This window comes from Photobacterium indicum, assembly GCF_003026215.1.
Lineage (GTDB): Bacteria > Pseudomonadota > Gammaproteobacteria > Enterobacterales > Vibrionaceae > Photobacterium > Photobacterium indicum.
Genome location: NZ_PYOC01000002.1, coordinates 911,897 through 936,665 on the forward strand (window position 1 = coordinate 911,897; position 24,769 = coordinate 936,665).

A 24,769-nucleotide genomic window follows, 5' to 3' on the forward strand; every position below is an offset into this window, starting at 1 on the left:
GGATAAAAAAAAGCCTCGCATGCGAGGCTTTTTTTCATTGTAGAGCTTGCAATAACAAGCCAGTTCTAACGCATATAACTGATATTACATGCTGTATGTATATGGTGCTTGAACACCTAGAGGAATACCCAATGCCCAGTATGCTAGCAAGAAGATAGTCCAACCAATCAACATTGCAATTGAGTAAGGCATCATCATTGACGCTAGTGAACCAATACCAGAACCCTTCACATAACGCTGCATGTAAACCACAACAAGCGGGAAGAACACCATCATAGGTGAGATGATATTAGAAACAGAATCACCCACACGGTAAGCCGCCTGAGTAAGCTCAGGAGAGATACCCACAGCCATTAACATTGGCACTAAGATAGGACCAATCAATGCCCACTTCGCTGATGCCGAGCCCACTAACAAGTTAACAAACGCTGTTAGCAAAATCATACCAACAATTGTCACCTGCCCCGGTAAGTTCATTGCATGAAGCAATTCTGCACCAGAAAGAGCCAGCAATGTACCCAAGTTAGATTGTGTAAATGCAACTAAGAATTGAGCAATAAAGAATGCCATTACCATGAAGCTGCCCATGCTGCTCATCGTTGCAGACATAGACTTTATAACATCGTCACTTGATTTAAAGGTACCAGCAACTTTACCGTACACCACGCCAGGAATGACGAATAGAATAAAGATTAGCGGTACAATCGACTGCATTAACGGTGCATTGAATGCAGTGATATCACCAGTCGGCGAACGAAGTGGCGACGTTTCAGGAATAACAGACGCAACCAATACCACGATACCAGCGATCATTGCCCAACCAGCACGAGAGAAAGCTTTACTTTCTACTTCAGTGAAAGAGCCCATATCCGGCGCTTCTTCTGCATCTTCATCAATTGCAGTATTTGCCAAGCGTGGTTCAATTACTTTATCTGTTACATACCAACCAATACCCACAACAAGTATTGAAGATAGACCGGTAAACAGTAAATTAGACAATGGGTTTACGATATAAGTAGGATCTAAAATTTGCGCCGCAGACTGTGTAAAGCCAGCTAATAAAGGATCAATCCCTGATGGAATAAAGTTAGCAGAGAAACCGCCCGATACACCCGCAAATGCAGCCGCAATACCCGCAAGAGGATGACGCCCAGCAGCGTGGAAGATAATACCACCTAGTGGAATAACCAACACGTAACCCGCATCAGCAGCCGTGTGAGAAACGATTGCCACCAAGATTAACATTGGTGTTAATAATTTCGCAGGCGTGAAATTAAGCATCTTCTTAAGGCCAGTATTGATAAAGCCTGATGCTTCAGCAACACCCACACCCAACATCGCCACTAATACGATGCCTAAAGGTGCAAAGCCGGTAAAGTTCTTAACCATATTTGCTAAGAAGCTGGCAAATGACTCACCGGTTAATAAATTCTTCACTTCAACAGCTTGGCCCGTCACTGGGTGGATAAACCCAAAATCAAACTGAGCGAAAACGGCAGAAAGGATCCAAACAATGATTAATCCCCAGAAAAACAATAAAGCGGGATCGGGAATTTTGTTACCTGTTGTTTCTATTGCATTCAAAAAGCGGTTCATTGCACTGCTAGGTGCAGGAGGCATTTGATCTGTTGCTTGCTTACTCATGGGAACTCCATGGAAAATGATGTTGTTGTAGATTCGTGACGGTGTCTTTACCACTTTTTACAGTGGCGTATTTATCTTATCGTCCGTAAATCTGTTTGCTTCACCGTTACGATGAAAGTTACCGGTAGATTGTAATGAAAAATGACAAATAAAAAGCTGGTTTAACCATGTAATAACAAAAGTCTACAATACTATATTGTAAATAAATATTAATGCGACACATAAAGCCAACAATTCAAGAACACTTTTCACCCGTTAATTCAACACCGAATATCATGTGTTACTACATCTGAATAATATAAATAGTGTAGCTGAAAACAAAAAGGCACCCGAAGGTGCCTTTTCTAATGTTTATTCCGATTTTCAGTATCTCGTGTTACTTTTTTCGCTATAAGTTCATTTCATAATGCTTAATATATTGCAGCATAAAATGAACCAGCTACGAAAATTATTCCCACTCGATAGTTGCTGGTGGCTTACCAGAAATATCGTAAACAACACGTGAAATGCCATCAACTTCGTTAATGATACGGTTAGAAACCTTACCTAAGAAATCGTATGGAAGGTGTGCCCAATGCGCAGTCATAAAATCAATAGTTTCAACAGCACGCAGTGATACAACCCAATCATATTTACGACCATCGCCCATTACGCCAACTGAACGTACAGGTAGGAATACCGTAAATGCCTGAGACACTTTGTTGTAAAGATCTGCACTATGCAATTCTTCAATGAAGATAGCATCAGCACGACGGAGTAAATCGCAGTACTCTTTCTTTACTTCACCAAGTACACGTACACCTAGACCTGGTCCAGGGAACGGGTGGCGGTAAAGCATGTTGTAAGGAAGGCCTAGCTCTAAACCAATCTTACGAACTTCATCTTTAAACAATTCACGTAGAGGCTCAACTAATCCCATTTCCATATCATCAGGCAGACCGCCAACGTTATGGTGAGATTTAATCACATGCGCTTTACCATTTTTAGAGGCAGCAGACTCGATAACATCAGGGTAAATAGTCCCCTGAGCTAGCCACTTAGCATTTTCCAGCTTCTTCGATTCTTCATCGAATACATCGATAAATACGTGACCGATAATCTTACGCTTAGCTTCAGGATCGTTCTCACCCGCTAATGCGTTTAAGAAACGATCTTCAGCTTTAACATGTACGATGTTCAAACCAAAATGGTCACCGAACATCTCCATTACTTGCTCACCTTCGTTTAAACGAAGCAAACCGTTATCAACAAATACACATGTTAGTTTGTCACCGATAGCACGGTGAAGCAGCATTGCCACAACAGATGAATCAACACCGCCAGATAAGCCTAGGATAACTTCATCATCACCCACTTGCTTTTTAATGTTAGCAACGGCGTCTTCGATGATATTCGCTGATGTCCAGAGGTTTTCACAACCACACACATTAAGAACAAAGTTCTCAATAATACGCATACCTTGACGAGTATGGGTTACTTCAGGGTGAAACTGAACACCATAAAAACGCTTTTCTTCATTTGCCATCGCAGCAAATGGGCAAGTTTCTGTTTCTGCAACTTTCACGAAACCATCAGGGATTTCAACAACTTTATCACCGTGGCTCATCCATACATCCAGTAATGGTGCGCCATCTTCAGCAATTGCATCTTCAATATTTTTAAATAGGCCTGTTGGTTCTACAACTCTAACTTGTGCATAGCCAAACTCACGTTCAGTAGAACCTGCAACTTTACCGCCAAGCTGCTCAGACATTGTTTGCATACCGTAGCAAACACCAAACACAGGTACACCGGCTTCAAACACATATTGTGGAGCACGAGGTGAACCGTCTTCAGTCACACTTTCAGGGCCACCAGAAAGAATAATACCGTTTGGGTTGAAGTCACGAATATCGGCTTCATCAACGTCCCAGCTCCAAAGCTCACAATAAACACCGATTTCACGGATACGACGTGCGATTAGCTGAGTATATTGAGAACCAAAATCCAGAATAAGGATACGCTGGTCATGAATATTAGTAGATGTAGTCATTATCGAGAAGTCTCAAAAATAATTGAAAATAGTGGGGGCTAAAAACGCCCCCGATGTTATACAAATTTTTCGCTTAGGCAAACGTTTTCGTCACGATTGAATGATCAATGAACGAATATGCTAAAAACACGTTTAAGCCATGCGGTAATTTGGTGCTTCTTTGGTAATTGTTACATCATGCACGTGTGATTCTTTGATGCCAGCACCAGAGATACGAACAAATTCAGCTTTAGTGCGTAAGTCGTCAATCGTAGCTGAACCAGTAAGGCCCATGCTTGAACGAAGTCCACCCATTTGCTGGTGTACGATCTCTTTAATGTGACCTTTGTAAGCAACGCGACCTTCGATACCCTCTGGTACCAATTTGTCTGCTGCATTATCAGTCTGGAAATAACGGTCTGAAGAACCTTGAGACATCGCGCCAAGCGAGCCCATACCACGGTAAGACTTATATGCACGACCTTGGTACAGTTCCACTTCACCCGGTGCTTCTTCAGTACCTGCGAACATTGAGCCGACCATTACACATGATGCACCAGCAGCAATTGCTTTACACATATCGCCAGAATAGCGAATACCGCCATCAGCAATAACTGGGATACCGAATTCAGAAGCAGCGTCAACAGCATCAGAAATAGCAGTTAACTGAGGAACACCCACACCTGTCACAATACGCGTTGTACAGATTGAGCCAGGGCCGATGCCGACTTTAACAGCATCTACACCAGCATCGATTAGGGCACGAGCACCTGCAGCAGTTGCTACATTACCACCAATAATTTGTAGTTCAGGGAAAGCTTCACGGGTTTCACGAATACGCTGTAAAACGCCTTCAGAGTGACCGTGAGATGAATCGATAAGAAGAACATCAACACCTGCTTCCGCTAATGCTTTAACGCGCTCTTCGTTACCAGCACCAGCACCAACAGCAGCACCAACGCGTAGACGACCGCGCTCATCTTTACATGCGTTCGGTTTGCGTTCTGCTTTTTGGAAATCTTTTGCAGTGATCATGCCTTTCAGTTGGAAGTCATCATTAACCAGTAGTACTTTCTCTACGCGGTATTCTTGCATGATAGCTTCAACGTCTTCACGAGAGGCACCTTCTTTTGCTGCCGCCAATTTTGTTTTTGGCGTCATCACATCTTCAACCTTCATCGAAAGGTCTGTAACAAAACGTACATCACGACCAGTGATAATACCAACGAGTTCGTTGTTATCAGACACTACCGGATAACCAGCAAAACCATTTTCAAGGGTAAGTTGTTTTACATCTGCAATCGTTGCAGTTGGCTTCACTGTTACAGGTTCAGACACAACACCAGCTTCGAACTTTTTAACCATGCGAACTTGGTTAGCTTGTTGCTCGATAGACATGTTCTTGTGAATGAAACCAATGCCACCTTCTTGAGCTAACGCGATCGCAAAACGACCTTCAGTTACTGTGTCCATTGCAGCAGAAACCATAGGAATGTTTAGCGAAATCTTTTTCGTTAACTGGGTGCGCAGATCGGCAGTGTTAGGGAGAACCGTAGAGTGTGCTGGAACCAGCAAAACATCATCAAAAGTTAAAGCTTCTTGTTTGATACGTAACATTGCAATATCTCACACCGTGTTAGGGGTTAAAGGAGGATAAAATATTGCGAACAAATTATACGTATGAAGCAATCGTTTGGCTACTAAAAAAATAAAAAAAATAATTGACACTTTTATCTTGATACGTAATATATTTCGGTTAAGTTTCCGGTGTTGCGGTCAATCGTGTATACCCAAGATCTGTCTATAGATCTGCCTGTACACTTTCATTCTCTTCCTGCACACCACTTGCCTTTCGACAATAGGTATTTCACTTCGTGACTCTATTCACCCAGACGCAATCTAACGATCGTATATTTACCGTTTCTAGCCTTAATGCTGAAGTGCGCTTATTGCTTGAAAATGAGATGGGCATTGTGTGGCTCGTCGGTGAGCTATCTAATTTATCGATGCCTGTTTCGGGTCATTGGTATTTCACCCTCAAAGATTCGCGTGCTCAAGTGAAATGTGCCATGTTTCGGGGCAACAATCGTCGCGTCACATTTAAGCCAGCCAACGGCACACAAGTTCTGGTAAAAGCACGTTTATCATTGTACGAACCACGTGGTGATTATCAGCTCATTATCGAAAGTATGCAGCCTGAAGGTGATGGTCGATTACAGCAACAATTTGAGCAGCTTAAAATGTCGCTGGCGGCGGAAGGGTTATTTGCTCAAGCATTGAAAAAACCGCTACCCGAGCAACCTAAAAGAGTTGGTATTATTACCTCTAAAACTGGGGCCGCGTTGCATGATATTTTAAATGTTTTGCACCGTCGCGATCCCAGCTTACCTGTCGTTATTTATCCCACTATGGTGCAAGGTGATGGCTCTGCTATTTCGATTGCTCAAGCCATTGGTCGAGCGAATGCACGCCAAGAATGTGATGTATTGATCGTAGGCCGTGGGGGTGGTTCGCTAGAAGATTTATGGGCATTTAACGAAGAGATCGTGGCGCGTACAATTGCCGCCAGTCAGATCCCTATTGTGAGTGCTGTTGGTCATGAAGTTGATGTGACCATTGCCGATTTTGTTGCTGATATGCGCGCACCTACCCCATCAGCTGCAGCTGAATTAGTGAGTCGTGATATCACTCATCAAACGCAGATAATACAACAAAAAAATCAGCAACTTAAAAATGCCATTCGCACTTATCTATCTAAGCATGAAGCGAAAACAGTCCAGCTAACCCATCGCTTAGAACGTCAACATCCTCAGTTACGTCTTAATCAACAACAGCAACATCTTGATGATATTTCTAGCCGTTTAGAGCTCGCAATGGCGCGATTACTGTCAAGTCATCATCAACATGTAGAGCGTATAAACTACAAATTATCACTGCACTCACCTGTGCAAACAATTAAAAATAATCAAACCACATTAGACCAAAGAAAACGCCGTTTACTCGATGCGATGGATCACCGCTTATTAAATGCAAATCATAAGTTAGCACTGGCAGCCGAAAAGTTAGAAACTGTAAGCCCATTAGCAACACTCAGCCGTGGCTATTCAATAACTCGAGATACTAAAGGTAAAGTGATTCGTCATGTTGACCAAGTAAAACCTGGCGATAAGTTAGTAACCAAAGTGACTAACGGTGAAATACATTCAACAGTGAGTGAGTAACTTCTTTCTTACTCGCAATCGAGATCAAGAATAGATGTGGGTTTAGATGGGTATCAATACTTACATTTTATAAAAAACGCCGCAAGATGCGGCGTATAGATAATTATTGCACAGATTCAAAGCATATTGTAATACGCGATTTTGACTTTAATCCATTGCAAAAATTACAAAAATAACTGGCTGAACCGCACGCTTGAAGCTTTTCCATTTCATGTTCACAGTCAGGGCAAAAAACATGTTTCTTGACTGTATGTTGGCAAAAATCACAATAATACCCGTCGTCTTTCCAGCTCAATTCGCTCTGACAATCGGGGCAAACATTATCACTCATAACCTTCCCTTTCTTTCAAATCGTCCATCTACATGATGAGTGATCATATAATCAAGCACAAATAAAATTATTAAGTCTAGATCGATCCTTTGATCCAACGCATAAGTAGACTTTATCTTGAGCATGATCACATAAGAAGCAAACAATGAAACCGGTCTCTGTAACCGGTTTCATCGTTGAAGTATTATCTATCTGTCCATCACATTTCGTTTCATGATCTAAAGGTAAGCTTGCTATGTCGACCAATAAAATCAGCTCAGCGTTTCCTGATAACTTTTTATGGGGAGCGGCATCTGCCGCTTATCAAGTGGAAGGAGCCCATAACGTAGATGGAAAAGGACCGTCCATTTGGGATGATTTCTCTCATCAACCAGGTACCACTCACGAGGGAACAAATGGCGACGTAGCTGCAGATCACTATCATCGATTTAAAGAAGATGTGGCATTAATGGCCGAGATGGGCATGCAAAGTTATCGATTTTCGATCAGTTGGCCTCGTCTATTTCCCAGCGGTCGTGGGACAGTCAATAAAGCAGGGGTTAAGTTTTACAGCGATTTAATTGATGAATTAATTAAATATGGCATTAAGCCCATGATAACCCTGTACCACTGGGATTTACCGCAAGCATTACAAGATATTGGAGGCTGGGAATCACGTGAAACCGTAGAAGCATTCGAACAGTATGCTGCGTTATGTTATCAAGAATTTGGTGATCGCGTTTCACTATGGTCCACCTTCAACGAAACATTAATTTTTATCGGTATGGGTTACTTTACAGGGGCTCACCCTCCAGGATTAAGCGATCCTAAGCGAGGAATTCAAGCTTGCCACCATGTTTTTATCGCACATGCTAAAGCGGTTAAGACTTTCCGTGAATACCAACATCAGCAACGCATACCACAAAACGGACAAATCGGCTTTGTTAATGTCATGCAACCGCATGAGCCCATCACCGACAAACCAGAAGATATTGCCGCATGTAAAATGGCGGATGATCTGCTAACACACTGGCTTTATGATCCGGTATTAAAAGGTGAGTACCCTTCGCACATTCTTAATATTACTCAGCTAACATGGGGCGTGCCTGTATTTTCACTTGAAGATGATGATTTACTTAAAAACAACATCTGTGATTTCATCGGGGTGAATTACTACAAGCGAGAATGGATCGCAGCCAACCCAGATATTAGTAATACTAAAATAAATACAACGGGTAACAAAGGTTCAGGTCAAGAATTTGGATTTAAAGGATTATTTAAATTTGTTCGTAATCCAAAATCAACATATACCGATTGGGATTGGGAGATTTATCCTGAAGGTCTATGTGTGGGAATGCAACGCTTAAAAGAGCGATACGGTGATATTCCGTTCTACATCACTGAAAACGGTTTAGGTGCAAAAGATCCGATCATTGATGGCGAAATCGTTGACCAACCGCGTATTGATTACCTATCAAGCCACACTGATGCTGCTGAATCGGCGATTAAGCAAGGAATTGATCTTCGTGGATACTACCCATGGTCTTTCATTGACTTACTGAGTTGGTTAAACGGTTACCAAAAACAATATGGTTTTGTATACGTCGACCGAGAAAATAATTTGCAGCGAAAACGTAAGAAGTCTTTTTTCTGGTATCAGGAAGTGATTGAATCAAATGGTGCTAAACGTTAATTCGCCTTGTTGATCTTGCAATGATCTTTATACTTCCCTTTCGGAAGAGAACCCACACTTTGTGGTAACTTGCATATATAATTGCCCGGCACTGTTCGGGCTTTTTATTAGCCCTAATACAGAAGTCAAAAACAACAGCGATAAACGACAAACATCCCGTTTAATATATTGATATCAACCTCGTGGAAATTGAACCAATGGCAACCATCAAAGATGTATGTAAATTAGCAGGCGTTTCAAAAGCCACGGTTTCCCGAGTATTAAACAGTACAGGACAAGTAAAAAAATCCACGGCAGACGCCGTGTATCAGGCAATTAGTGCCTTAGATTATAAACCAAGCAGTCTGGCACGTGCTCTAGCCACCAACAGTACCAATACTATTGGGTTAGTCGTTTCTGCTTTCGAAGGTGCATATTTCAGTAGTTTATTGCGGAAAGCATCGCAAACAACATTACAAGCTGGTAAGCAATTACTGATCATGGATGGTGGGCATAGTAGTGCAAGCGAACAATTGGCTATCGAGAGCTTAGTAGAACGTAAAGTCGATGCTGTCATTCTTTATACACGCCAGATACCTGAAGCCGTACTCAAACAGTTAATGAATGATCTTTCCATTCCTCTGATTATCATTAACCAACAAGTGGAAGGTTTTGAAGAGCGTTGTATCAGCTTTAATCAGTATGAAGCCGCCCAGCAAGCAGCAGAATACCTTTTAAGCAAAGGGCATAAAGAGTTTGCCTGTATTACTGGACCTGAATCTTCCATAAACTCCCATTTACGCCTACAAGGGTTTCAAGACACCTTAATCAAGTACAACCTGCAAACTTGCACGGCTTATCATGGTGATTATTTTACCCAAAGTGGTTATCACGCTTGTAATGAGTTACTCGCCAGTAAGCAATCTTTCACTGCTATTTTCGCCGCCAATGACAATATGGCAATGGGCGCTATCCGGGCGTTACACGATGCAGGATTACAAGTACCTCAAGATATTTCAGTATTAGGCTTTGATAATGATCCTGCGGGCGAGTTCACTATTCCGAGTTTAACCACAATCATGCTTCCGGTGGAAGAAATGGCATATACCGCAGTCAAGCAGGCATTACAGTTAATCGATAAGCAAGAGATCAGCACTATTGCTCTATTTTCAGGCAACTTGATCGTTCGCGAATCAGTTGATCATTTGTGAAAAGGATTGTGATCAGCGATCTGGTACCAAAAGAATATTTATGAACACGCATCCCGAAAGCATAAGTTACATATTCTGTATATGGACTTCACGCAGGATAAAAAACCACACCAAAGCCGTTTGAGCTAAAGATCCAGATGTAGCTATATATTGGATCAGTTCTCATCTATCGATAACAGCCCACTCTATTTACGAGCGTTTTTACGCTTAATAAGTCAGTATTAATCAATATTCGGTGGCGATAGCGTATTTCATCGGTTTCTAATAGTAATTAACCCTTCATATTCAAAATTAAAAATCGCCTTTCGGCGATCATTAATTAGTATAAAACTCGATTAAATAACATTAGTTAGGGTTTTGTATGGGTAACCATTACTAATTCCTGATCACTAACGTGCTCGAACTCAACAAATAGCGCACTGTATTCAGCAAGAGATTGTATATGAGAACCACCACATGGAATTTCAATGATTTCACCCTCACCTAAATCACATTGCCAGTAACGTGAATCTGTTAACAACGTACCTTCACGGCGCATCACTACCACAGCACCACTATGACGCCAAGTTTCTAGCTGCTGGTTAATGAGATCAGTTAACGCGGCTAAATTAGCCAGCATATCAGCGGTGTTTAGCCCGCGTTTACGCAATGTTTTGCCCAACCGATAGGTATCTGTACTTTTATCTTCACTTACAATGCTCTGCTGCTGAGCGTAACTGTGAAAATCATAATGGCCTAATTCATCTTTACGTGAGGCATCTTTACGCCAATAATCGCTATGTAGCACTTTATTGAGTGCTAAAGAGGACAGGTGCCCTGCGCTATGCCCACGGCTTAATGCCTGTTGATAAGCCTTATCAACCGACAAGATGACTGTATCTCCCTTGCTCCATTGAACGTCTTCAGCAATATAATGCACCACAACAAACGCCCAATTTGGTGTATCACGTTTAACAGGAATATCTGTGCCGACATAAAGCGTATTCGTCTCTAAATCAACGGCACCGGTAAGACAACCAGCCACATCAAAGCAACTATCTCCCAAGGCAATAGTGCCTTTATCTGCAGGGTGATCTGGCCAAATATGACTTACAGGGTGAAAAGAGGTGCGATCTGTTACGACGTATACACCATACGAAGTCGCGGGGTCACATAGCTGAATTTCAGCTTCTATTTGCCATTGTTGCTCCGTAAATAGCACGTGGGTTGGTGTAACATCAGACATATTTTTAACCTTTCTTTATGATGGCATCTATTTCGACAAGTCTATGACTTCAACAGATAAAAAAATACCCAACACAAGGCTGGGTATTTCAATCGATTCGTGATCAATAAAACATGTTACTTACGGCGACCGTGAAGCATACCCGTTAAACGCTTACGCTGACGTTCTTGAGAAACAGTTAATTTCTGCTTCGTTGTTTCAAATGGGTTTTCACTATTCTGGAATTGAATACGAATAGGTGTACCCATCATTTCTAATGAACGGCGGTAGTAATTCATCAAGTAGCGCTTGTATGATGCTGGCAGCTCATTAACCTGATTACCGTGAATAACGATAATGGGTGGGTTGTAGCCACCTGCGTGTGCATACTTTAACTTCACACGACGTCCACGAACCATAGGTGGTTGGTGATCATCTTGAGCCATTTGCATAATACGAGTTAGAAGCGATGTACTAATACGCTTAGTTGCTGACTGATATGCTTCAATAACTGAATCATATAAGTGACCAACACCTGTACCATGCAATGCTGAAATAAAGTGAATACGAGCAAAATCAATGAAACCTAAACGGCGATCTAATTCTGATTTAACGCGCTCTTTCACTTCATTATCAAGCCCATCCCACTTGTTAACAGCAAGTACAAGTGAACGACCTGAATTAAGAACAAAACCTAATAGGCTTAAATCTTGATCCGAAATATTTTCACGAGCATCAATGATAAGCAGAACAACGTTCGCATCTTCAACCGCTTTTAGGGTTTGAATAACAGAGAACTTTTCAACCGCTTGGTTCATGTTCTTACGACGACGAACACCTGCGGTATCAATTAGTACGTATTCTTGTCCATCACGTTCCATTGGAATGTAGATCGAATCTCGCGTCGTACCTGGCATGTCATATACAACAACACGTTCTTCACCAAGAATACGGTTAGTTAGTGTTGATTTACCTACGTTAGGACGACCAATGATCGCTAACTTAATAGGCTGCTCTTGTAGACGTTTATAAGCTGCTTCTGCATCTTCTTCCGTCAGATCCGCTTTTTCGATGTCTTCTACTGAAGATAAGTCAATCAGACCTTCTTCTTCGTCATCATCTTTCAACGAATCTGCAAATGGGGCTAATGCACGTTCCATCAACGCTGTTACACCACGGTTATGTGCTGCAGCAACTTGATACATCGCATCAACGCCTAGTTTCCAGAATTCAGCACAAGCACTATCAGCATCAATACCATCAATCTTGTTTACAACAAGAAAGGTTGGTTTTTCACGGCTACGAAGGTGTTTTGCAATCGCTTCATCAGACACAGTCAGACCAGCACGACCATCTACAAGAAACAGTACAACATCTGCTTCTTCAATCGCGGCTAATGACTGTTCAGCCATTTTAGTTTCAACACCTTCTTCAGTGCCATCAATACCTCCAGTATCAATAACAATAAATTCGTGCTCTTCTAGCTCTGCTCTGCCGTATTTACGATCCCTTGTTAGGCCAGGAAAATCAGCTACCAGCGCATCCCTTGTGCGGGTAAGACGGTTGAATAACGTCGATTTACCTACGTTAGGGCGGCCAACTAGGGCAACAACAGGAATCATAAGTACCTCTTACTTTTTAGTGTCTTACAGACAATTGTCCCATTCATTCTTGCCTCCAGCTGACATTATAGTGCAGCCTTCATCCGACAATAATATGCGAATAGGTATAACAACAACGGCTCCTGACTGTTTGAAACAGCAGGAGCCGACAAAAATTTCACTGCATTATACCGACTAATTACGGCATTTGCATTTTGTTGATTTTACCATCACGAGTCACAACTAGATAGCCATCATCTAAAGCAATTGGCGGTATAGCAAAACCACTACCATCTGTTGCTTGTTGAGCAACAAACTCACCAGTATATGGATCTAACCAATGAAGATAACCTTCACTGTCACCTAATACTAAGTAACCAGAAATCATAGCAGGTGCACTTAGTAAGCGATATTCCAGATCTTTATTTTGCCAAAGTTCTGTGCCACTACGTGTATCTACTGCAACAATGTGATCTTTGTCTGTTACTAAGTATAACTGGCTACCATCAATAGCGAAATCTGTAGCTGATGAGTAAGTACGCTTCCAAGCAACTTGACCACTACGCAGTTCAATTGAAACTAACGCACCGTTGTAACCTAAAGCATATAAACGCTCACCGGAAATAACGGGGGTTGCATCAACATCAACTAAACGATCTATCTCTGTAGCACCTTTTGGTGAACCGATAGGTTGCTGCCATAGCATTTGACCAGTATTCATCAATGCACCAGCAAGACGACCATTGGCCTGTCCCCAGAAAATACCGCCTGAAATCGCTACTGGTGAACTATCACCACGCAATGTCAGTGTTGGCACTTCACTGCTTAGCTGCCATTTTGCTTCACCGGTTTCAGCATCAAGCGCTTGTAACACACCACGGCTGGTATTAACGACCACCATGCCATTATCAACAAGCGGTTTTGCTAGTACTTCGCCTTCAACTTTTGTGCGCCAAATTTCTTCACCAGTTTCTTCATCCAATGCAATGACATCCGCATTTTCTGTACCAATGAATAATTTACCGTAAGAAAGCGTAATGCCACCAGCAAGCTTAGCCGTTACATCACCTTGCAAGTCTTGTTGCCAAATCACTTTACCGTTTTCAGGGTCAAGTGCTTTAACAAGACCATTTCGATCAGCCGCAAAGATTTTGCCATACCCGATAGCTGGAGATAATCGAGAGAAGTAACCTTCAACGCCATCACCAATGGTCTGACTCCAGACTTGTGTTGATGCAATTGTATTCTCAACAACAGGCAATGGTGCCATCTGATTCGTATCTTCTTCACTAGCACAGCCAGCAAGAACGCCAAGCGTTAGCGCAACAGTTAAAGCTCGCTTAAACACTTTTTGCATAGTCATCCGCCTTACTGAGCTAGATCATCAAGCTTCATCTGCAATGCAGGCGAGGCACCAAGTTGCTGTGCACTTATGTAAGCGTTACGAGCAGCAATAATATCGCCTTTAAGCAATAAGATATCACCGCGTAGCTCAGCAATTTTTGACTGCCAGCTTGTCGCTGTTACTTTATCAAGCTCAGCAAGCGCTTCATCGAATTTCTGTTGCTCTGCATAAATACGTGCAAGACGCGTCTGTGCAAGAGGCAAGATTGCTTGATCTTTAGTTTGGCTAATAGCCCAAGTTAGCTGCTTAATAGCACCGTCTAAATCACCAAGCTCGACTTGTGTTTTCGCCAGTTGAAGTGCAGCAAGTACTGAGTACTGGCTACTTTCATTTGCCGAAATAAACGCTTGTACATCAGCCACAGCATTTTCGCTGCCACTATCGAGAGTCGTCATTACCTGTGAATAAGCATCAGATGTCAGTTCTTTTGTTGTTTGAACTTCACCTTGGTAATAACGCCAGCCATAAAGACCACCCAAACCAATCACAGCACCAAGAACAACGGCTTTGCCGTTCTCTTTCCACCATGATTTAAGTGCTTCAACCTGTTGTTCTTCGGTCTCGTAGACTTCCACTTCCTGTCCTCTCTTAAATCAATTCAGCCAACTTTGCAGCTACTTCATCCTGTGCCATGGTTGTTTGCTCACCACCACGGAGATCTTTTACTACCACAGTATTATCAGCGATTTCATTCTCACCAAGAACCAGTGCAATAGCTGCGCCTACGTTATCAGCACGTTTAAATTGCTTTTTAAAATTACCGCCACCGAAGTGGTTCATAACACGTAAACCGGGAACATTTTCGCGTAGCTTTTCAGCCAGCTTCATTCCTGCCATCATCGTGCCCTCACCAACAGTAACGACATAAGCATCAACTGAGCGACGAACATCTGCCAGTTCAAGCGTTTCCATCAGTAAAACTAAACGCTCAACACCCATAGCAAAACCAACTGCAGGTGTTGCTTTGCCACCAAGTTGTTCGACTAAGCCATCATAGCGACCACCGCCACAAACAGTACCTTGGGCACCTAGGCTTTCAGTAATCCATTCAAATACGGTACGGTTATAGTAATCTAAACCACGTACAAGGCGTTCATTTACTTGATATTCGATACCAGCAGCGTCTAATAGTTCACATAAACCAGCAAAATGTGCTTTAGAATCGTCATCTAAGTACTCAGAAAGCTTCGGTGCATCGACCAAAATTTCTTGTACTGCTGGATTTTTAGTATCAAGCACGCGTAATGGGTTCGTGTGCATACGACGCTTACAATCTTCGTCAAGCACATCTAAATGCTGTTCTAAGAATGCAATCAATGCTTCACGGTATGTCGCACGAGCTTCTAAGGAACCAATTGAATTCAGCTCTAGGCGAACGTGTTGATTAATGCCTAACTCACGCCAAAGGCGCGCTGTCATCATGATCAATTCAGCATCAACATCAGGGCCATTCAAACCAAATACTTCAACTCCAACCTGATGAAATTGACGGTAACGACCTTTCTGAGGACGTTCATAACGGAACATCGGACCGATGTACCATAAACGTTGCTCTTGGTTATACAGCAAACCGTTTTGAATACCCGCACGTACACAACCAGCAGTACCTTCAGGACGAAGGGTTAGGCTGTCACCGTTACGGTCTTCAAAGGTATACATTTCTTTTTCAACAACATCGGTGACTTCACCAATAGCACGCTTAAACAAATGCGTTGATTCAACGATAGGCATACGAATTTCGTTATAGCCATATGCGCTTACTACTTGCTTAATTGTACCTTCCACTTTTTGCCAAAGAGGAGATTGTGTAGGTAGGCAGTCGTTCATGCCTCGAATTGCTTGAATTTGTTTCGCCACGTTTTTTCTCGTTTACCGACGGGGAATTGAGTCGAATATAAAGGTTATAAAGGAAATAGTGAACCGCTCCCTGACAATCAGAGGGCGGTTTCGGTTTATTTCTCTACTTCTTGTACATTAATGCGGTTATTAACGTCCAACATCGCTGCTTTTGCGCGGATTTTTGTTTCTAGCTGATCAATGACATTATCGTTATCAAATCGTTCTTTTTGACGAATGCCATCTTCATAAAATGCGCTTTTACGGCTACTGCCTGCAACACCCAAATGGGAAACTTCCGCTTCACCAGGGCCATTAACGACACAACCGATAATGGAGACATCCATTGGAGTAGTAATATCTTCTAAGCGTTGTTCTAACTCGTTAACTGTACCAATAACATCGAACTCTTGACGAGAACATGTTGGGCAAGCAATAAAGTTAATACCACGAGAACGAATACGCAGTGATTTAAGAATATCAAAACCAACTTTGATTTCTTCAACCGGATCGGCAGCTAATGAAATACGTAACGTATCACCAATACCTTCAGCTAGAAGCATGCCTAAACCAACGGCTGATTTAACCGATCCTGCACGCGCACCACCCGCTTCGGTAATGCCTAAGTGCAAGGGTTGTTTAATCTGCTTCGCTAATCGACGGTATGATTCAACGGCTAAGAAAACATCAGACGCTTTCACGCTCACTTTGAATTGATCAAAGTTCAAACGATCTAGAATATCGACATGACGCATTGCTGATTCAACAAGTGCATCAGGCGTAGGTTCACCATATTTCAGTTGGATTTCTTTTTCTAACGAACCACCATTAATGCCGATTCGAATAGGAATGTTTTTATCGCGGGCACATTCAACAACAGAACGTATACGCTCTTCGTTACCAATGTTACCAGGGTTAATGCGTAAACAATCAACACCGTATTCAGCCACTTTTAGTGCTATGCGGTAATCAAAATGAATATCGGCAACCAGCGGTATATTGACCTGCTGCTTGATAAGCTTAAACGCTTCTGCTGCATCCATTGTGGGAACAGACACGCGCACAATATCTGCACCGACTTTTTCTAATGCTCTTATCTGCGCAACGGTTGCTGCAACATCTGTGGTGAGCGTATTTGTCATCGATTGAACGGCAATCGGTGCACCATCACCAATCGGCACATCGCCGACATAAATGCGAGTGGATTGTCGACGTATAATTGGAGATTCACTATGCATTACATATTCTCTTTACAGCGGAAGCTTAAATCTTGCGACTTTACCAGCAGGATACACGCTAAGATCAACAGGTTCGCCTTTGTAAGTCATTTCGACAACACCCGGCGCACCAAGTACAACTTTAAACGGTGCTGCGCCATTTAAATTCAGCACATCCCCCGTTTTCTTAATACCAGTATCAAGACGCTTACCATTCGCGTCACGAACATCAATCCAGCAGTCTCCGGCAAAGCTCAGTTTTAAATCCGAAACAATGGCACCGTCATCTGTGCTCTCTGCACTTTCAGATATAACTTCAGATGCTTGCTCTGCGACAAAACTGTCGTTATCGCTACCCACATTAATAACTGTGGATGGATTTGAAATTGAAACTTCATCATCAACAGCAGAAATCACATCACTATCATTGGTGGCTGATAACACAGTTTCAGGTTCGCTTGCGGTAACAACGGTACCTTCCGCTGCCGCATTAATGTCAGAAGCAGATATACCCGTTATCGCCGGATCAGATAAGTCAGAATTGGCTATGGATTCATCTAACGGTTGAGACAGCTCACTAGAAACCGTTGATAAGTCAGTACCCGACTCTAACTGCTCACTTTGCCACCACCATGCAGCGGTTAGACCGATGATAATCGCCGCGACCCCCCAAGTAATCCCCATAATTCGACTATCATGTGCTTCACGCTTCGTTCGACGAGAGAAGCTTTGCATTTCTTGTTCTTTAGGCTGTGCATGGCCAAGCAGATCCAGCTTTGCCAGTATTTCTTTTTCATTTAAGCCAACATATTTAGCATATGAACTCACGTAACCTCGCGTAAACGTAGCTACTTGAGATTCTTCAAAAATGTTGTCTTCAATATTATTGATAACAGAAAGTTTAAGGCGTAAACGGCTGGCAATATCTTTTTGAGAGTAGCCTAGCTTTTCACGCGCTTGTCGCAGCATATCCCCTGGACGAATCACTTCTTCTGTTGAATTCTCTTCGTTCTCTTTAATATTCATTGGCTAGATATTTCTGATATTGCTGAGAGTCTGGGAACTGCTCTTTAAGCAAAACGGCATACTTATCCACTTCTGTTAATCGTCCAGCCTGATTTTCTAACTGAATGAGTAGCCACAAGCTATCCGCTTTATACCCATATCTCTTGTTAAATTTAAAAAGCATGACGCGTGCATCTTTAAAATTATCAGATTCAATTTCAAGTTGCGCCAGCTGCAAAATAGATTTTGGTCTGTACGGGTCATGAGAGAGCGATTTTTTAAAATAAAATTGTGCTTGTGAATTATCACCTTTTTTAAGGCTACACAAACCTGCATTCTCATAACTGGCAGATATCAAATAATAATACGGTTGTTTAATTGCCTTTTCAAAGGCTTTGATGGCATCGTCGTAACGTTGCTCACTACACAAGAATACACCATAGTTATTTAAAACATCGCCATTTTTTGGTGAATCTCGTAATGCTTTTCTATACATACTTTCAGCAGCGTCATTCTCATCCACAGTCTGAAAGTAATATGCCATTGCATTTTGAGCACGATAATACCTAGGAGCATACTTTAATGCTGTTTCAAGGTTTTCTCTTGCTCGTTGCCATTGACCATCATTTAAATAGCTAAGACCAAGAGCGATCCTGGCCTCAGATGCATCGATACGATTAAATTCTTTCTTCTTGCCCGTTTCTTGGACTGTTATACAGCCTACCAATAAACTACACAATAATGGGTACAACGTCCATTTAACCATTTTTATCTCACATCGACATCCTTGTCTATACGTCTGTTTTTAGACCGTTTTAACAGGGATTTGTTCACCATCATGTTGCGTAACTTGTGTGCGTTTCGTGCGGTCAATCACATCACCGACTAATTGCCCACAAGCTGCATCAATATCGTCACCGCGAGTTTTACGTACTGTTACTGTAAAGTCATATTCCATAAGCGTTTTCATGAAACGGTCAATACGTGAATTACTCGGTTTACGGTATGGTGAACCAGGATACGGGTTAAATGGAATAAGATTAATCTTTGCAGGGGTATCTTTTAGCAATACTGCTAACTGACGCGCATGTTCCATGTCATCATTAACATGATCTAACAAAACATATTCAACAGTTACACGACCGCGGTTCGCATTTGATTGCTCAACGTATCGACGAACCGACTCTAGGAAGGTCGCGATATTGAAGCGATCATTAATTGGCATGATTTGAGAACGCAGCTCATCGGTTGGTGCGTGCAAAGAAATAGCCAAAGCAACATCAATATTACCGGTCATCTGATCAAGACCAGACACAACTCCTGATGTAGAAACAGTTACACGACGTTTAGACAAACCAAAGCCGATATCATCCAGCATAATTTCTAATGCAGGGATCAGGTTTTTCATATTAAGAAGTGGCTCACCCATTCCCATCATTACAACATTGGTGATAGGACGACGACCCGTTTCTTTTTCAATACCAATTTCTTTTGCTGCACGCCATACCTGACCAATAATTTCAGATACACGTAAATTACGGTTGAAACCCTGTTGAGCTGTTGAGCAGAAAGTACATGCAAGAGCACAACCCACCTGTGAAGAAACACACAAGGTTGCACGATCACCGTCAGGAATATAGACAGTTTCAACATCTTGATCGCCAACACGCATGGCCCACTTAATGGTGCCATCAACTGAGTGTTGTGCTTCCGAAACATACGGTGCACGGATTTCAGCAACACGCTTAAGTTTTTCACGAAGCTTCTTATTGATATTCGTCATTTGATCGAAATCATCACAACCGAATTGGTAGATCCACTTCATGATTTGATCAGCACGGAAGGCTTTTTCATTCAGCTCTTCTGCAAAGTATGTACGCAACCCTTTGCGATCTAAATCCAGTAGATTAGTTTTGACTGTTGTCATCGGTTGTTGCCTCATTAAAAAATGACGGATTCTATGCCTTGGCAATCTTAAAAGTATGATTGCGTGTAATAGGACAATTCAAGGCGCGAAATTGTACAGCCTTTGCCTGCCTGTTTCCACTTGTAAGCACTAAGGTTATTTTAGCAATGGCACGTAACTTCAGTGAAAAAACACCTTATGCAAAGTAAAAATGACAACGGGAAGCCGAAGCTTCCCGTTAATAATTTGTTTTGTATGAAATTTAATCAATCATTAGTCACGTGAACAAATTTCATCTTCTGTAAAGAAATAGGCAATTTCACGTGCCGCTGATTCGGGGCTATCAGAACCATGCACAGAGTTATAGCGCATACTTAATGCAAAATCAGATCGAATCGTGCCACACGCCGCATCTTCTGGGTTAGTTTTGCCCATTAATTCACGGTAACTATAAATAGCGTCTTCACCTTCAAGTACCTGTACCATCACAGGGCCCGATGTCATGAATTCCACGAGCTCATTAAAGAATGGCTTATCTTCATGCTCAGCATAAAATCCCTGTGCTTTAGTTGCATCGAGGTGAACCATTTTTGATGCCACAATTTTTAAGCCAGCGTTTTCAAAACGCTGATAAATAGCACCAATCAAATTACGCTTAACAGCATCGGGTTTTACAATTGAAAACGTTTTTTCAATAGTCATTATAATACTTCCTTTTGAGTCAATTCGTTCTTGGCTAAGCCTATATACCAAACAGTACGTAGTTTTAGGTTACAAGTTCTACTATGCTGCTTTCTGGTCTAGTCTAGGCAAGTTATAACGTTGATAACTTGCCTTTTTCTAACTATTACAGCAATAACGCTGCAATATTGGCAACCCCTAATCCCGTCGCGCCGGCGGCCCAACGACCATCAGCATTGTCACGGAAGCAAGCTGCTAAATCAAAGTGAATCCAACTGCTTGTTTCGTTATCAACAAAACGTGATAAAAAAGCGGCAGCGTTAGATGCACCGCCCATTCCGCCACCTTTTTGCGTTCGGCTATTCGCTGTATCCGCATAGTAAGAAGGACAATTACCTTGATGCCACTTTTCAAGTGGTAACGGCCATGCTGGCTCATTCACTAATTCAGATAGCTCTTGTGCTTTCATCAGTAGTGGTTTATCTAAACCAAATATCGCATTGTAATCGGTACCTAATGCCATCAAAGCAGCACCGGTTAAAGTCGCGGCATCGATAATCAATGGTGTTTTGGTTTCGCTTGCAGCAATTAAGCCATCAGCCAGTACCAAGCGACCTTCTGCGTCAGTGTTAACCACTTCTACGGTTAACCCGTTTTTATACGTTAACACATCACCTAGCTTATAGGCGTTACCTGCAACCATGTTTTCTGCGCAACATAAGATCAACTTCACACGTTGATTTAAACCTTGCTCAATGGCGTAGCCTAACGCTGCTGTTACTGTTGCTGCACCGCCCATGTCGCATTTCATAGTTACCATACCAGCACTTGACTTCAAGCTATAGCCACCGGAATCAAAGGTAATCCCTTTGCCGACTAAACATGCTGACACAGGTGCATTGTCATCACCCGTTGGGTTGTAGTCGAGGGTGAGCATCACTGGTGGTCGACTACTTGCACGGCCAACGCTGTGCGTGCCTATCCAGCCGTTTTCCAGCAGTTGGTCACCCACTAGCATTTCATAACTTATTTTATCGCCCGCAACGGATGATAAAAATTCAATTGCATCGTTTGCCAACTTTTCAGGGTACATATCTTCAGGTGTAGCATTGACGACTTGGCGTACCCAATCAGCGCTGCGGCGACGTGCATTAAGCAGTTCTAGTTCATCTTCATCGATAGATGCCCACTTAATTGCAACAGGAGTCATGGTTGCAGCAAAACCACAATAGAATGCCCACTGACGCTCGTAGCTCCAGCCTTCGCCATCAAGGCTGACGCTTGTTGCACCTTGCGATTGCAGCTGACGCGCAGCCTGCTGAATACGACGTAATGGGAAATCACCACTAAAGTGAATATCTGCGCCGTCTTCTTTATAACTGAGTAATGCTTGCTCTCCCCAAGCCCCTGAACTGGCTTGCGCTGATAATGTAATCCTTAACATGAAAAGCCTTTAAATTTTAATTATTCGTTTTCGATAATATGAGTGTTTTAATACTAAACATTGCTGACCACCATGGAGCATCATGATGGTCGGCTGCTTATATTTAGCTAGCTGAATTTAAGATGTTGGCCAATGTACGCACCCCCATACCCGTTGCACCAGCACACCACTTGTCGTTACCGCTCTTACGGTAAGTACCACTTGCATCAATGTGCATCCAACCTTTCTTATAATCTGTTACAAAGTACGATAAAAACGCTGCAGCTGTACTTGCACCAGGTAAAAAGTCACCACTTGAAATGTTCGATAAGTCAGCAAAGTTTGATGACAGCATACCACGGTGGTTATCTGCTAATGGTAACGGCCATAAGCCTTCATGCTCTTCAGTCGCTGACGCTAAGGCTTTTTGAGAGAGTGTCTGATCGAAACTTAGCAATGCGTGGTAATCATTACCCAGTGCATTCTTCGCCGCACCCGTTAATGTTGCACAGTCAATAATTACTTCAGGATTTTGACTACTCGCGTAGATAAGACCATCAGCAAGCACTAAACGACCTTCTGCGTCAGTGTTTAGCACCTCAACCGTTTTACCATTTTTATAAGTAATGATGTCGCCGAGCTTAACAGCGCGACCCGAAACCATGTTCTCTGCACAACATAGGATCAATTTAATACGCTTGTTGTTACCACGAGCAATCGCAAGTGCTAAACCGCCCGTCGCCATTGCTGCGCCACCCATATCAGCTTTCATTGCCGTCATGCCTGCTGAAGGCTTCATGCTGTAGCCGCCCGAATCGAAAGTAATACCTTTACCCACGATGCAGGTGTGCACAGGCGCATCAGCATCGCCTGTTGGGTTGTAATCTAGACGTAGCATTGCAGCTGAACGTTCTGAACCGCGACCAACAGTGTGCGTGCCCATCCAACCTTCATCAATCAAATCATTGCCTTTAATGATTTTGTACGTTACGTGCTCTGGTGCAAGTGACTTAACAAATTCACCCGCACGTGCCGCAAGCTGTGAAGGGCGCACAACGTCTGCCGATTGGTTAATAACTTCACGTACCCAGTTTGTGGTTTTAATGCGCGCCTGCAGTTCAGCTTCATCTTCAGCATTTAAGCCTTCCCAAGTAACCTGGTTACCAGGCTTTGAATTACGGTGTCCTTGAATGAAAGACCAAATTGCTTCTAAGTTCCACTCACTACCCACAAGTGAAACTTGCTTAATTCCTTGTGTATCCAACTTACGACCAGCACGCTGTAAAGCACTTTCTTGATCGCCACTTAGGTGAACCGTTGTGCCATCAGCAGAAAAAGAAAGTAGCGCGTTTGTTCCCCATTGCTCTGCAGCAGCGTCATGGGATAAGAAAACAGACATAATAGAAGACATTAGAAATTCCTTGGATTCTTGATGAGGATATCAGCGCAATATAGACAAGATTAAAAAGACATTATCCTTGTCTCTTATCATCCCCACGCGATAAACAATATGCTTTTTGATAACAAGGATATGACATTTGCCAAATCACTTTAAGCAGGCTTACAGCAAGTTATGGGGGTAATAGTGCGGTTTTACAAGATATTTACAGGTTTAAATACAACAAAGCGGACCATATGGTCCGCTTTTATATTTCTTTCACTAACTCTGCTCTGTTATCCGCCCATAAACAAGTTGTTTACATCAGGATGTAGAGCGAGATCATATTGTTTTTATTGTTCAATCAAAAGTGGGGCAATTGTTCAATTATCACAATATGTAAACGGTTAATCTTCTTCTTCCATCCAACACATTTGCACAGCTTCTAACACTCTTTCACTGCAGTGGTTGGGATCATCATCAAACTCTTCTAAATCTAGAATCCATTGGCGAAGATCGGTAAAAAGAATCAGCTTAGGATCCGTTTCTGGATACAGCTCAGATAGTTCAATCGCTATTTCTCTAGAATCCGTCCATTTTAAGCTCATGATGCTACCTCTTAATCGTTATAACGTGATTGTCACTAATATCGTTGCTTTTACTTACCTTAATACTCAATATTTTGATAAATAAAAGAACAAAACTTAGTGCTGCTCAGAAGCTAGATTGATCGTATATTTAGGGATCTCTACAACAAGATCACTATCCGCAACCGTTGCCTGACAACCTAAACGGGATTCAGGTTCAAGACCCCATGCTTTATCAAGCATGTCATCTTCTAGCTCATCACTTTCATCCAGTGAATCAAAACCTTCACGGATAACAACATGACAAGTCGTACATGCGCATGATTTTTCACAAGCATGTTCAATACCAATACCATTACGCAGTGCTACATCAAGTACAGTTTCACCCGTTTTAGCTTCTAAAATTGCGCCTTCAGGGCAAAGTTCTTCATGTGGTAATACAACGATTTTAGGCATG

At 42.3% G+C, this 24,769-nt stretch carries 21 protein-coding genes; 3 read left to right on the top strand and 18 right to left on the bottom strand.

Annotated features, from left to right (window positions below; translation table 11 throughout):
- Positions 1-84 precede the first annotated feature (84 nt).
- The 3 genes from C9J47_RS10075 to guaB all read right to left on the bottom strand — a co-directional run bounded on the left by C9J47_RS10075 (position 85) and on the right by guaB (position 5,272).
- Positions 85-1,644 (bottom strand): AbgT family transporter, encoded by a 1,560-nt coding sequence (locus C9J47_RS10075; RefSeq protein WP_107253382.1) that lies wholly within the window; start codon positions 1,642-1,644, stop codon positions 85-87.
- Positions 1,645-2,092: 448 nt separating this feature from the next.
- Entirely contained in the window at positions 2,093-3,676 is a 1,584-nt protein-coding gene (gene guaA / locus C9J47_RS10080) for a glutamine-hydrolyzing GMP synthase (RefSeq protein ID WP_107253383.1), read from the bottom strand.
- Positions 3,677-3,808: 132 nt separating this feature from the next.
- The gene (gene guaB, locus C9J47_RS10085; protein WP_006230826.1) at positions 3,809-5,272 is read right to left on the bottom strand and encodes an IMP dehydrogenase; all 1,464 of its coding nucleotides are present in this window, start codon (positions 5,270-5,272) and stop codon (positions 3,809-3,811) included.
- Positions 5,273-5,529: 257 nt separating this feature from the next.
- Here guaB and xseA point away from each other — a divergent pair, with 257 nt between their 5' ends.
- Positions 5,530-6,876: an exodeoxyribonuclease VII large subunit gene (gene xseA, locus C9J47_RS10090; protein WP_107253384.1), complete on the top strand. Its 1,347-nt coding sequence runs from the start codon at positions 5,530-5,532 to the stop codon at positions 6,874-6,876.
- 103 nt (positions 6,877-6,979) lie between these two features.
- On the opposite strand, the gene C9J47_RS10095 is transcribed toward xseA, so the two are convergent.
- The gene (locus C9J47_RS10095; RefSeq protein WP_107253385.1) at positions 6,980-7,207 is read right to left on the bottom strand and encodes a zinc ribbon domain-containing protein; all 228 of its coding nucleotides are present in this window, start codon (positions 7,205-7,207) and stop codon (positions 6,980-6,982) included.
- A gap of 235 nt (positions 7,208-7,442) precedes the next feature.
- Between C9J47_RS10095 and C9J47_RS10100 the strand changes: the two genes are divergently transcribed.
- Positions 7,443-8,879: a GH1 family beta-glucosidase gene (locus C9J47_RS10100; RefSeq protein WP_107253386.1), complete on the top strand. Its 1,437-nt coding sequence runs from the start codon at positions 7,443-7,445 to the stop codon at positions 8,877-8,879.
- A 197-nt stretch (positions 8,880-9,076) separates the two neighbouring features.
- Entirely contained in the window at positions 9,077-10,069 is a 993-nt protein-coding gene (locus C9J47_RS10105) for a LacI family DNA-binding transcriptional regulator (RefSeq protein ID WP_107253387.1), read from the top strand.
- A gap of 349 nt (positions 10,070-10,418) precedes the next feature.
- Here C9J47_RS10105 and C9J47_RS10110 read toward each other — a convergent pair whose 3' ends face one another.
- The 14 genes from C9J47_RS10110 to fdx form a co-directional block, all read right to left on the bottom strand.
- Entirely contained in the window at positions 10,419-11,294 is an 876-nt protein-coding gene (locus C9J47_RS10110; RefSeq protein WP_107253388.1) for an alanyl-tRNA editing protein, read from the bottom strand.
- A 116-nt stretch (positions 11,295-11,410) separates the two neighbouring features.
- The gene (der, locus tag C9J47_RS10115; RefSeq protein ID WP_107253389.1) at positions 11,411-12,895 is read right to left on the bottom strand and encodes a ribosome biogenesis GTPase Der; all 1,485 of its coding nucleotides are present in this window, start codon (positions 12,893-12,895) and stop codon (positions 11,411-11,413) included.
- Between the two features lie 178 nt (positions 12,896-13,073).
- Complete coding sequence (bamB, locus tag C9J47_RS10120; protein ID WP_107253390.1) at positions 13,074-14,231, bottom strand: outer membrane protein assembly factor BamB; 1,158 nt, start codon at positions 14,229-14,231, stop codon at positions 13,074-13,076.
- An 11-nt stretch (positions 14,232-14,242) separates the two neighbouring features.
- Positions 14,243-14,854 carry a YfgM family protein gene (locus C9J47_RS10125; RefSeq protein ID WP_006230818.1) on the bottom strand — a complete coding sequence of 204 codons (612 nt, stop codon included), beginning with the start codon at positions 14,852-14,854 and terminating at the stop codon, positions 14,243-14,245.
- Between the two features lie 13 nt (positions 14,855-14,867).
- On the bottom strand, positions 14,868-16,136 hold the full coding sequence (gene hisS, locus C9J47_RS10130; RefSeq protein WP_107253391.1) for a histidine--tRNA ligase: 1,269 nt from the start codon (positions 16,134-16,136) through the stop codon (positions 14,868-14,870).
- A gap of 95 nt (positions 16,137-16,231) precedes the next feature.
- A complete protein-coding gene (gene ispG, locus C9J47_RS10135) occupies positions 16,232-17,353 on the bottom strand; it encodes a flavodoxin-dependent (E)-4-hydroxy-3-methylbut-2-enyl-diphosphate synthase (protein WP_107253392.1) in 1,122 nt (373 codons plus the stop codon).
- Positions 17,354-17,365: 12 nt separating this feature from the next.
- Positions 17,366-18,358 (bottom strand): cytoskeleton protein RodZ, encoded by a 993-nt coding sequence (gene rodZ / locus C9J47_RS10140; protein WP_107253393.1) that lies wholly within the window; start codon positions 18,356-18,358, stop codon positions 17,366-17,368.
- Positions 18,348-19,103, bottom strand: a complete 756-nt coding sequence (gene pilW, locus C9J47_RS10145) for a type IV pilus biogenesis/stability protein PilW (RefSeq protein WP_107253394.1) — start codon at positions 19,101-19,103, stop codon at positions 18,348-18,350. Before pilW ends, rodZ begins: the two co-directional genes overlap by 11 nt.
- A gap of 39 nt (positions 19,104-19,142) precedes the next feature.
- Positions 19,143-20,264, bottom strand: coding sequence for a dual-specificity RNA methyltransferase RlmN (gene rlmN / locus C9J47_RS10150; protein ID WP_107253395.1), 1,122 nt, complete (start codon positions 20,262-20,264; stop codon positions 19,143-19,145).
- Between the two features lie 252 nt (positions 20,265-20,516).
- Complete coding sequence (ndk, locus tag C9J47_RS10155) at positions 20,517-20,945, bottom strand: nucleoside-diphosphate kinase (RefSeq protein ID WP_107253396.1); 429 nt, start codon at positions 20,943-20,945, stop codon at positions 20,517-20,519.
- A gap of 145 nt (positions 20,946-21,090) precedes the next feature.
- Positions 21,091-22,368 (bottom strand): aminopeptidase PepB, encoded by a 1,278-nt coding sequence (gene pepB / locus C9J47_RS10160; RefSeq protein WP_107253397.1) that lies wholly within the window; start codon positions 22,366-22,368, stop codon positions 21,091-21,093.
- Positions 22,369-22,471: 103 nt separating this feature from the next.
- Complete coding sequence (gene pepB, locus C9J47_RS10165) at positions 22,472-23,758, bottom strand: aminopeptidase PepB (protein ID WP_107253398.1); 1,287 nt, start codon at positions 23,756-23,758, stop codon at positions 22,472-22,474.
- A gap of 374 nt (positions 23,759-24,132) precedes the next feature.
- On the bottom strand, positions 24,133-24,333 hold the full coding sequence (iscX, locus tag C9J47_RS10170; RefSeq protein ID WP_006230809.1) for a Fe-S cluster assembly protein IscX: 201 nt from the start codon (positions 24,331-24,333) through the stop codon (positions 24,133-24,135).
- A gap of 96 nt (positions 24,334-24,429) precedes the next feature.
- Positions 24,430-24,768, bottom strand: a complete 339-nt coding sequence (gene fdx, locus C9J47_RS10175; protein WP_107253399.1) for an ISC system 2Fe-2S type ferredoxin — start codon at positions 24,766-24,768, stop codon at positions 24,430-24,432.
- Position 24,769 lies beyond the last annotated feature (1 nt).